Origin of the sequence: Nocardia sp. JW2 (assembly GCF_051843015.1) — a bacterium.
Lineage (GTDB): Bacteria > Actinomycetota > Actinomycetes > Mycobacteriales > Mycobacteriaceae > Nocardia > Nocardia coubleae.
Genome location: NZ_JBPXLK010000039.1, coordinates 26,708 through 37,098, shown reverse-complemented (window position 1 = coordinate 37,098; position 10,391 = coordinate 26,708). Strand labels below are relative to the sequence as shown.

The window sequence follows — 10,391 nt, the reverse complement described above, 5'->3', positions numbered from 1 at the left end:
CACGGCCACCCGATCCGCACCCACATCGAACGCCTCATCGACGGCGAGATCATCTGGGCACCGGCCATCACCGGCGGTTTCGCCCTCACCACCCGCGGCGGCGACTTCGAACTGGCCATCGGCCAGGACCTGTCGATCGGTTACCTCAGCCACGACGCCGAGACCGTCCAGCTGTACTTCCAGGAAACCTTCACCTTCCTGGTCGAGACCTCCGAAGCGGCGGTATCGCTCGGGTCGTGAGCCCGAGCGCGTGACCGGCGCTAGGGTTGGCCACGAATCGTGAGAGGGAGGTCCGCATGGCCGACGTGCGTGCCGGGGTCGTGCCCGCGAGCAGGAGCCTGTTCTACTGCCTGATCGGGCTGCTGGTCACCATCGGGATCGCCGGGCTGGTGGTGGCGATGTTCGGCGCCAACCGGGTGGTGACCGGCCTGCTGGTCGGCGCCGTCGGCGGTGTGGCGGCGGGTGTCGCGCTGTTCGTACGCGATGTCGTCGAGCTCACCGAGCACGGTATCTACGTGCGGACCCCGTTCCGGTCGGCCACGGTGCCGTGGGACCGGGTGGTGGCCGGGCGGTTCACCCTCGACGAACGCGGCCGCTGGGCACTGGCGCTGGACCTCACCGAGAACGGCGACGAACTCGTGCTGCTGTCGATCCCACCGGTCATGGGCCCGGTCTCGGGCGCCTACGACATGCGCAAGCGGGAACAGGTGAACGAGATCCGGGAGATGTTGCGGGCCAAGCGGATTCCGATCACCGTGCTGCCCGAGATCGCCGCCGCCCTCAACGAGCACTGGCAGATCGCGCCGCCGACGTCCCGCTGACTCAGGCGCTGAGCCCCGAGGTGAACCGCCGCCGGTAGTCCGACGGCGACACACCGAGCCGTGCGATGAAGGTGCGCCGCAGCGCCTCGGGGCTGGTGAAGCCCGCGTCGGCGGCGGCCCGTCGCACCGAGCTGCCCGCCTCGAGCTGGGCGCGGGCCAGATCGAAGCGCATGTTCGCCGCGTATTCGGCCGGGCTGAGCCCGACCTCCTCGGTGAAGAGCCGGGTGAGGTGGCGTGGGCTCACGTTCACGTGGCGGGCGAGTTCCTGCACGCTGTGCCGTCGTGACGGGTCGTCGGCGATCAGGTCCGTCACCGCGCGCACCGGGCCCGGCGGTAGCGCCACCGCGCGCAACGGTGTCGAGAACTGTGCCTGCCCGCCGGATCGCTGGAGGTAGACCAACAGACCCTGGGCGACCTGACGGGCCACGGCGCTGCCGAGGTCCTCGGCGACCAGCGCCAGCGCGAGGTCGATGCCCGCGGCGACGCCGGCCGAAGTCGCGATATCGGCCTCGCGGACGAAGATCCGATCCGCCAGCACCTCCACGCGCGGATACCGGCGGGCCAGCTCGGGGGCGAACTTCCAGTGCGTTGTCGCGCCGCGCCCGTCTAGCAGCCCGAGTTCGGCGAGCACGAACGCACCACTGCAGATCGAAACCACCCTCCTGCTCCGCGCGGCGAGGACACGTGCCGCGTCGAGTAATTCCGGCCGGACGAACTGGGCCGGGCGCACCTCGCTGCCCGGCACGACGAGCGTGTCGAGCGCGAGCACATCGGCGGCCGCCGAGTCCACAGCAACTCCCCCGCCGACCGAGGTCTGCACGGGCGCGCCGGTGGGTGAGAGCAGAACGATCTCGTAGGCATCGGCGAACTGATTGGCCTCGACGAACACCTCGGCCGGGCCGACGTAGTCGAGCGCCTTCACCCCGTCGAACAGGAGAAACCCGATACGCCGTGTCCCATTAGATGCGTTGTGACGTGGGCGATCCGGGGCTGCAGACATAGCCACAAATCTACTGTTCGTCCGAAATAGCGGGATTCGCGGCCGTTCGGGTAGGCGACAGCCCACCCGCGCTCGACAACTATGAGCAACCTATCCATCCACCTCGTTCGACAGGATCGCCATGCCCTACTTCACGACATCCGACGGCACCGAGATCTACTTCTCCGACTGGGGCACCGGGCAGCCCATCGTCTTCAGCCACGGCTGGCCGCTGAGCTCCGACGCCTGGGCACTCGAGCGGAAGACCTTCGCCGACGCCGGTTTTCGCGTCATCGCCCACGACCGGCGCGGACACGGGCGCTCCTCGCAGCCGTGGCAGGGCAACGACATGGACACCTACGCGCGTGACCTCGCCGAACTCGTCGAATCGCTCGATCTGCGCGACGTGATCGTCGTCGGGCATTCGACCGGTGGCGGCGAGGCCGTGCGCTACGCGGCCCGCCACGGCCGGGACCGGGTCGCCAAGGTCGTCACCATCGGAGCGGTGCCGCCGATCATGGTGGCCACCGAGGCCTACCCCGACGGTCTGCCCATGTCGGTGTTCGACAACATCCGCGCCGGGGTGCTGGCCGACCGGTCCAACTTCTACCAGGAGCTGGCCCCGTCGTTCTTCGGCTTCAACCGCGAGGGTGCGGCCGTGTCCAAGGGCGCCATGGACGACTTCTGGCGGCAGGGCATGCTCGCGGGCATCCAGGCGGCCTACGAGTGTGTCGCCGCGTTCTCGGCGACCGATTTCACCGAGGACCTGCGCGCCCTCGAGGTACCGATCCTCATCGCGCACGGCGACGACGATCAGATCGTGCCGATCGCGAACTCGGCGCACAAGTCGATCGAGCTGGTGAAGGACGGCACGCTGAAGGTGTACCCCGGCGCGCCGCACGGCATCTTCGGTGCCTACCAGCAGGAGCTGATCAGCGACATCCTCGCGTTCATCAAGGGCTGAGAGTTCCCGGCGCGGCCTCGTGCCGCGCCGGTCACTCAGTCCGACAGGCGGTCGAGCAAGGCGTCGGCGGCGGCTCGCACTGCATCCATCGCACCCTGGTGACCGACGATGCGCAGGACAGCGTCCGGGATGACGCGCTCGGCCTCCTCGCCCGCGTCCCCTTCGTCGGACCTGATCGCGATCACCGTCTCGACCAACCGAAACGGCAGAATCCGCGCATCGTCGGATTGCCCGGCCGCAGCACAGGATTCGGCGGCGAGACGCTCGTAGTGTTCGCGCAGTTCGTCGCGGCGGCGACGGAAGGCGACGAAACGTTCGGTGCGCAGTTCCGGCAGCAGGTACAGGGCGCCGAGATTCCAGCGCGCGCCGCGCAGTTGGCGCACATCGAACAGGGCGAGCGCGTAGAGCTTGGTCGTGGCGTCCTCGGGCTCGGCGTGTAGCTTGTGCGCCAATTCCACCGGGCCCGCGACGGTTTCGGCGAGCAGCGCGTCGAGGATGTCGTCCTTGGCCGCGAAGTGGTGATACAGCGAGGCCTGCCGGATGCCGACCGCGTCGGCGACCGCGCGGGTGGAGGTGTTGGCATACCCCTTGGTGGTGAACAGCTCCGCCGCGGCGTCGAGTATTTCCGCGCGCGGCGTCGTCCCGCGCCGACGGCGCTGTTCCAGCCGGGGACGCCCGGGTCCGAGGTTTGCCACGTCGTCGATTGTGTCACCGGTGCGTCACCACTCCCGCAATGGGCACCTCACCAGGTGCGATGCAGGACCGTTCAATTTCTGTCATTCGACAGAAACGTAGGCAACACAGAAGTTACGGCACGCCTCGGAGTCGATACACGCACGACACCGTTCGAGCGATCGCGAGCGCAAAACTATCGACTGATAGATATTGGCCGCACCGCCGAAGGACTCCGATATGGCCACGACGCTCGCCACCCCAGCCCCGCCCGACGCCGCGCGCGACGGCGCCGACCTCGCCCAGTTCGGCTACGAACCCGTCCTGCACCGCAAGCTCGGGCGCTACGCGTCCTTCGCGGCGGGCTTCTCGTTCGTCTCCATCCTCACCACCATCTTCCAGTTCTTCGGTTTCGGCTATTCGTTCGGCGGTGCCGCGTTCTTCTGGACGTGGCCGCTGGTTTTCGCCGGGCAGTTCCTCGTCGCCCTGAACTTCGCCGAGCTCGCCGCGCGGTACCCGATCTCGGGCTGCATCTACCAGTGGTCGCGCCGGTTGGCCGGTGGCCTCGTCGGCTGGTTCGCCGGCTGGATGATGGTGATCGCCCAGGTGGTCACCGCGGCGGCCGCCGCCATCGCCCTGCAGGTGGTGCTGCCCACCATCTGGAGCGGCTTCCAGATCATCGGCTCCGACACCGCTCTCACCTCACGCGACGGGGCGATGAACGCGGTGCTGCTGGGCAGCGTGCTGCTGGTGGTCACCACCACGATCAATGTGATCGGGATCGATCTGATGGCGCGGATCAACTCGATCGGAGTCACCATCGAGATCGTCGGCGTGCTCGCCATCATCGGGCTGTTCTTCGCGGGTTCCGAACGCGGTCCGGCCGTGGTGTTGCAGACCGATCAGGCCGCGCCCGGCCCGTTCTGGGCCGCGTTCCTGATCTCGGGCCTGATGGCGGCGTACGTGATGGTCGGATTCGATTCCGCCGGTGAGCTTTCCGAGGAGACGAAGAACCCGCGCCGGGTCGCCCCGCGCACGATTCTGCTCGCGCTGTCGGTGTCGGCGCTCGGCGGTGGGCTCATGCTGCTGGGTGCGCTGATGGCGGCGCCGAGCCTCACCGACGGCGAATTGGCTTCCGGCGGATTGGCTTACGTCATCATGGCCAAGCTCGACAGTCCCGCCGGGTCGGTGCTGCTCGGCTGTGTCGCGGTGGCGGTGGTCGTGTGCACGCTCGCGATTCAGACGGCCGGTTCGCGGTTGATGTTCTCGATGGCACGTGACGGCAAGCTGCCCTTCGCCAAGGCCCTGTCCACCGTGCATCCGAGGTTCGGTACGCCCGTGTGGCCCGCCGTGGTGATCGGCGCGCTCGGCATCGGGCTGCTGGTGCTGAACCTGGGCAACCCGGCCATCTTCGCCACGCTGGCCAGTGTGTGCATCGTGAGCCTGTATCTGGCGTATCTGCTGGTCACGGTGCCACTGCTGGTGCGGCGGATCAAGGGTTTGCCCGCACCCGATGACGCGACGCTGTTCACCCTCGGCCGCTGGGGCGTTCCGGTCAACGCGTTGGCGGTGGTGTGGGGCATCGCGATGGTGATCAACCTGGCCTGGCCGCGACCCGAGGTGTACACGCCCGCCGGTGGTAGCTGGTGGCAGTTGTGGGCCGGGCCGCTGTCGGTCGGCGTGATTCTCGCCGTCGGGGCGGTGGTGTACCAGGTCGTGGTCACCAGATCCGAGGCGGTCGAACCGGCGGTCGCACCGGCTCCCGCCTGAGCGCGTGGATCAAGATCACCACGCTCTGGTGGCGGCATCGCCCGAGAAGCCGACGCCACCAGCGCGTGGTGATCAACCGACCAGCACCTCAGCCCTGCCTGGTGGCCGCCACAACCCGGTCGCTGCGGTGCAGAGGCCGACGAATCACCAAGTCCATCAACCGTTTTGCCGAGAAGTCTCGGCCTGCATGTACGGAGGATCCTGATGACGGTTACCCCATCCGCAGACGCCGCGCGGGGCCAGGACACCGCGCCCACTCCCGCCCTTACCGAGGAAATCGCGACAGCGACCGGATCCACCGATGGCGCGCGGGCCCACGCGCGGGCCCAGGCTGCGGCGGCCACGATTGCCCGCCCGGAGATACCACCGGGCGTCGAACCGACTCTGGCACTGCGTATTCCGTCCGGCGGCTATGCGAATGTCGTCCTCGGCCGCGGGACCAGGGTTCGCTTGTCCGACCCCTCCGGGGCAACGTGTGCGCATCTGTTCCTGCTGCGCGCCGAATCGCCTTGGGAGCGCTTGAATGTCGCCGACACCGTGAAGGTCCCGTGGCAGGCGTATCTGAGCGCCGGTCATCCACTGTTGTCGGATCAGGGGCGCGTGTTGGCCACCGTGCTCACCGATACCTCCGGGCACCACGACACCCTGTGCGGTCCGACCGGCGAAGCCCGCCACCAGTTACACCTGGCCGCGGCCAAGCAGGGGCTCGAGCCGCGCGATGTCGGGCCGTCGATCGCCTTGTTCCGTGGGGTGCGGGTAGGTGCCGACGGTGCGCTCGCGGCGACCGGCAACGGTCCGGCGGGCGGGGCGATCGACCTGTTCGTGCATCTTCCGGTGACCCTGCTGGTCGCCAATGCTGCCCACCCGCTCGACGATCGCCCTACCGGCGACCTCGATCTGATCGCCTGGGCCGCAGACACTTTCGACTCACCGAACGACGACCCCGAGTACCGACGGGCCGTGGAGAACACCGAAGCCGCGTGGGCGGCCGCACAGCACACGGAGGTTCCGGCATGACAACGTCCACCCGCACCGTCGTCCTGGACGAGACTATTCCGGCGCGGGCGCCGTGGTCGGCGATCGTCCGGGCCGGCGAGCAACTCGAGATCATCGACCTGCACGGCAACCAGGCCGTCGACTGCCTGCTGTACTCGGCTGCCGACCACACCGACCGCTACAGCGCCCAGGCAACCATCGCCGCCCAGCGCAATATCTTCCTCACCACCGGCAGCGTGCTGCGCACCGAACGCGGCACCGCGCTGATGACCGTGGTCGCCGACGAGGTCGGTAACCACGACACCATCGCGGGCGCCTGCTCCCAGGAATCCAACACCCTCCGCTACGGCCACCACACCCGCCACCAGCACGCCTGCGTGGAGAACTTCCTCACCGCCGCCCTCGAATGGGGCCTCGGCAAGCGGGATCTGGTGTCCAACATCAACTGGTTCATGAATGTGCCAGTGGAGGCCGACGGCACGCTCGGCATCGTCGACGGACTGTCGGCGCCGGGCAAGAAGGTGACCTTGCGCGCGGAGATCGACACCCTCGTCCTGGTCTCCAACTGCCCCCAGATCAACAATCCGTGCAACGGATTCGACCCCACTCCCGTCCGAATGGTGGTGACCCGATGAGCCGCACCCTCACAGATTCCAGTGACACCGCGGCCCCGACCGAAGCCATTTTTCCGGCCACGGGTGCCGATGCCGTCCAGGTCTCGCAGTCGGCGCCCGCGTCGGACACCGACACCGCAGACCAGGAGCCGTCCGTCCAGCGACGGATCGAGGTCGTCCGGCCCGGAATGCAGACCACCGTGCAGGACTGGCCCGGGCGAATCGGCTACTGGCACATCGGGATTCCGCCCTCTGGGCCGATGGACGACCTCTCGTTCCGGCTCGGTAACCGGGTGCTCGGCAACGCCGAGGGGGCGGCCGGGCTGGAATGCACGCTCGGCGGGCCGGCGTTGCGGTTCGGTGCGGCGACGTGGGTGTGTGTCACCGGAGCGGTCGCGGAGGTGCGCGTCGACGGTCGACCGGTCGAGCAATGGCGCACAGTCGAGGTGCCTGCCGGTGGTGTGCTCGATATCGGGGCGATCCGTGGGCCCGGGATGCGGACCTACGTGCTGGTGTCCGGTGGTATCCAGGTCGAGCAGTTCCTCGGCAGTGCCGCGACGTTCACCCTCGGCAAGTTCGGTGGCGGCACCGGCGCTGCCCTGCGCGCCGACGACACTCTCGAGCTGGGCGAGCCGAGAACCCGCCTGGCTGCCGCTGTCCCCATGACCGACATCCCCGCCTTCGGCAAGCGCTGGGAACTGGCCGTCACCGAAGGACCGCACGGCGCACCGGAGTTCTTCACCCGCAAGGACTTCGACACCATTCTCGGCACCGACTACGGAGTGCACTTCAACTCCGACCGCACCGGCGTACGCCTGATCGGTCCGAAACCGGAGTGGGCACGCACCGACGGCGGCGAAGCGGGACTACACCCGTCGAACATCCACGACAACGCCTACTCGATCGGCGCGCTCGACTTCACCGGTGACACCCCCATCCTCCTCGGCCCCGACGGACCGAGTCTCGGCGGTTTCGTCTGCCCGGTGACCGTGGTTGCCGCCGACCGATGGAAACTCGGCCAGCTCACTCCGGGCGACACCGTTCGTTTCGTGGCGATCCGCTCCGAACATGCCGCTCCCGCACAAGCTTTGGGACCGCGGCGGCGCGCATCCATAGGCACGGTCGTCTCGGCGGGACGCGACGGCGACGACGGCATCCTGCGCCGCACCGAAGCCGACGGCGAAACCAGCGTGACCTACCGCCGCCAAGGCGACGACGGTCTCCTCGTCGAATACGGCACCCTCACCCTCGATCTCGGCCTACGGGCCCGCGTACACGCCCTGCACCAGCACCTCATCGCCCTCGGCGCCCTCGGCGTCCTCGAACTCACCCCCGGCATCCGCTCACTGCAGATCCGCGTCGACCCAGCCCTGCTTCCCATCCCGACGCTCCTCGACCTGCTCACCGAAGCCGAAGCGCAACTGCCGAATTCGGATCAGCTCGTCGTCCCGAGCCGCACCGTCCACCTCCCGCTCTCCTGGGACGACCCGGCCACCCGCGAAGCGATCACCCGCTACATGCACGGCGTCCGCGCCGACGCCCCCTGGTGCCCGTGGAACATCGAGTTCATCCGCCGCATGAACGGACTCGCCTCCGTCGACGACGTGTACCGCACCGTCTTCGACGCCGAATACCTGGTGCTCGGCCTTGGCGACGTCTACCTCGGCGCCCCCGTCGCCACCCCCACCGACCCCCGCCACCGCCTGGTCACCACCAAATACAACCCCGCCCGCACCTGGACCCCCGAAAACGCCGTCGGCATCGGCGGCGCCTACCTGTGCGTCTACGGTATGGAAGGCCCCGGCGGCTACCAGTTCGTCGGCCGAACCACCCAGGTCTGGAATCACCGGGCAAGACCGTCCGGCACGGCCGGCCCCGGCGTCGACCGGTTCGCCGAGGAGACCGAAACACCATGGCTGCTCCGGTATTTCGACCGCATTCGCTGGCACCCCGTGGAAGCGGACGAGTTGCTCGACCTGCGCGCCGACTTCGCTGCGGGGAAGGTGGCGATCACCGCGCAGGACGGAGAATTCCGCCTCGCCGACTACCGGCGCTTTCTCGCCGACAACGCCGACTCGATCGCGACATTCCGGTCCACCCAGGCCGAGGCGTTCGACGCCGAACGCCAATCCTGGCGCACCACAGGCGAACTCTCCGACTGAGGTTGCGTTCAGAGCCCGTACTTGCGGACGAAATCCTCGGTGACGTCGACGACAGGAAACCCGTGATCGGTCGCCTTGATATCGGTGGCGGTTTCCTCGATCAGCCGCTCGGGCTCAGCGGGCAGATGGCGCCACCGTGCTCGCGGATCGGATTCTTCGGCAGGCTTGCTGGTCATCGTCCCTCCCGGGTCCTTGGGTTCAGGATACGTCGGCAGACTCCGTTGTCGATGTCGCTGACGGATCGGTCGCATCGCGGAGGATACGGAGGCCGGTGACCAGGCCGTCGAGTCACATGTAGCCGACGCCGGTGACTGACGGCACGGTGGAGGTCGCGCCGTTCGTTCGCTACCGTGGGTGCCTGATTTGTCCGAGGGGAGATCGGGAGCGGACATGACGATGGTCGAGGTCGATTCAGCGCGCCTGCGTTCGGAGATCGCCGCCTTCTACGCTGGATTCGGCGTGCCGAACGCACTGACGGCGGCGTTCGACGCGTCGACGCTGCTGGTGCCCCTGGTCGGCCCCGAAGACCGGGTCTTCACGATGGAGTCCGGCGGGGTTGCGTGGTTGTGCGCGTTCACGGGTCTGCCGGAGTACGCGCGGTTCATGAGTGCCCGCGGTGTGGTCGCGGATCAGGAGTACCGCTTCCACACCTTCTTGGGTCGACGTCTGCGTGAGTTCGCCGAGGGGCAGCAGGAGCCGACCGGTGTGGCAGTCGACATGTCGGGTGCGGCGCCGATGGTATTCCCGCCGGTCGTGACGGAGGAACCAGCGCCCGAGGGTGGGCGTCGCTGATGTCGGACCTGAATGTCGATCCGGCGCTGCTCACCCAAGCCGCGAACGGAATCAACACCATCATCAGCGAGCTCAAAGAACTCGGTATCGAGGAGACCGCTGCGGCCGGTCGCGGGTTCGCGGAGCTGACGATGTCGGCGATGGAAGCAGGTAAGGCGAATGTACAAGCCTCCTTCGAAACGTTCGCCGAACGCTGGTCGTGGGGTGTACGGGCGTTGGTGCAGTCGGGTAACGCCATCGCCGAAATTCTCGACTTGTCCGCAGGTCGTTACCACTTGATCGATGACCAGGTCTCTACTTCGTTCAAGCAGATGTTCACCCATCTCGCGGGGAATCCGCATCTGAGCAAAGCGGAGATCGAGGCGATGGACTGGGGCGAGGTGTTGTCGAACAACACCTGGAATCTCGCCACCCAAGCCGACTACAGCGCGGATTCTTTCGGCACAGCGTTCTCGCATATGGGTGACAACGTCTCGACGTTGGGGCAGGTGGGCGAGTACCTGGTATCCGGCGACACGCCTGATCAGAGCGGCTTGGGGAGCATGTTCCTGCCGGATACCGGTGTCGCGGCCAAGGTCGCAGAAATTCAGCAAGCAAAGCAATCCGCCGGGGGGCAGTAGC

12 protein-coding genes are annotated in these 10,391 nt (G+C 67.7%); 9 read left to right on the top strand and 3 right to left on the bottom strand.

From position 1 onward, the window contains the following. Nucleotides 1–240: family 1 encapsulin nanocompartment shell protein (locus ACSVDM_RS29625; RefSeq protein WP_439268687.1), on the top strand; the 240-nt coding region annotated here is incomplete at its 5' end. 56 nt (nt 241–296) lie between these two features. Further along, nucleotides 297–821, top strand: coding sequence for a PH domain-containing protein (locus tag ACSVDM_RS29620; protein WP_357148262.1), 525 nt, complete (start codon nt 297–299; stop codon nt 819–821). Nucleotide 822: 1 nt separating this feature from the next. Here the strand turns inward: ACSVDM_RS29620 and ACSVDM_RS29615 are convergent, their stop codons facing one another. After that, nucleotides 823–1,821 carry a GlxA family transcriptional regulator gene (locus ACSVDM_RS29615; protein WP_439269012.1) on the bottom strand — a complete coding sequence of 333 codons (999 nt, stop codon included), beginning with the start codon at nt 1,819–1,821 and terminating at the stop codon, nt 823–825. A 121-nt stretch (nt 1,822–1,942) separates the two neighbouring features. Here ACSVDM_RS29615 and ACSVDM_RS29610 point away from each other — a divergent pair, with 121 nt between their 5' ends. Continuing rightward, nucleotides 1,943–2,764, top strand: a complete 822-nt coding sequence (locus ACSVDM_RS29610) for an alpha/beta fold hydrolase (protein ID WP_357148268.1) — start codon at nt 1,943–1,945, stop codon at nt 2,762–2,764. A 35-nt stretch (nt 2,765–2,799) separates the two neighbouring features. On the opposite strand, the gene ACSVDM_RS29605 is transcribed toward ACSVDM_RS29610, so the two are convergent. Beyond that, nucleotides 2,800–3,459, bottom strand: coding sequence for a TetR/AcrR family transcriptional regulator (locus ACSVDM_RS29605; RefSeq protein WP_439269011.1), 660 nt, complete (start codon nt 3,457–3,459; stop codon nt 2,800–2,802). A 217-nt stretch (nt 3,460–3,676) separates the two neighbouring features. Here ACSVDM_RS29605 and ACSVDM_RS29600 point away from each other — a divergent pair, with 217 nt between their 5' ends. The 4 genes from ACSVDM_RS29600 to ACSVDM_RS29585 all read left to right on the top strand — a co-directional run bounded on the left by ACSVDM_RS29600 (nt 3,677) and on the right by ACSVDM_RS29585 (nt 8,978). After that, the gene (locus tag ACSVDM_RS29600; protein ID WP_439269010.1) at nt 3,677–5,206 is read left to right on the top strand and encodes an amino acid permease; all 1,530 of its coding nucleotides are present in this window, start codon (nt 3,677–3,679) and stop codon (nt 5,204–5,206) included. 204 nt (nt 5,207–5,410) lie between these two features. Continuing rightward, entirely contained in the window at nt 5,411–6,223 is an 813-nt protein-coding gene (locus tag ACSVDM_RS29595; protein ID WP_439269009.1) for a DUF1989 domain-containing protein, read from the top strand. Further along, nucleotides 6,220–6,837: an urea amidolyase associated protein UAAP2 gene (locus tag ACSVDM_RS29590; protein ID WP_439269008.1), complete on the top strand. Its 618-nt coding sequence runs from the start codon at nt 6,220–6,222 to the stop codon at nt 6,835–6,837. The genes ACSVDM_RS29595 and ACSVDM_RS29590 overlap by 4 nt, the downstream gene beginning before the upstream one ends. Continuing rightward, a complete protein-coding gene (locus ACSVDM_RS29585; RefSeq protein ID WP_439269007.1) occupies nt 6,834–8,978 on the top strand; it encodes a 5-oxoprolinase/urea amidolyase family protein in 2,145 nt (714 codons plus the stop codon). The genes ACSVDM_RS29590 and ACSVDM_RS29585 overlap by 4 nt, the downstream gene beginning before the upstream one ends. 8 nt (nt 8,979–8,986) lie before the next feature. Here ACSVDM_RS29585 and ACSVDM_RS29580 read toward each other — a convergent pair whose 3' ends face one another. Further along, the gene (locus ACSVDM_RS29580) at nt 8,987–9,154 is read right to left on the bottom strand and encodes a hypothetical protein (protein WP_439269006.1); all 168 of its coding nucleotides are present in this window, start codon (nt 9,152–9,154) and stop codon (nt 8,987–8,989) included. A 214-nt stretch (nt 9,155–9,368) separates the two neighbouring features. Here ACSVDM_RS29580 and ACSVDM_RS29575 point away from each other — a divergent pair, with 214 nt between their 5' ends. Both ACSVDM_RS29575 and ACSVDM_RS29570 read left to right on the top strand, forming a co-directional pair. Further along, a complete protein-coding gene (locus tag ACSVDM_RS29575; RefSeq protein WP_439269005.1) occupies nt 9,369–9,770 on the top strand; it encodes a hypothetical protein in 402 nt (133 codons plus the stop codon). Further along, entirely contained in the window at nt 9,770–10,390 is a 621-nt protein-coding gene (locus ACSVDM_RS29570; RefSeq protein WP_439269004.1) for a hypothetical protein, read from the top strand. Before ACSVDM_RS29575 ends, ACSVDM_RS29570 begins: the two co-directional genes overlap by 1 nt. Nucleotide 10,391 lies beyond the last annotated feature (1 nt).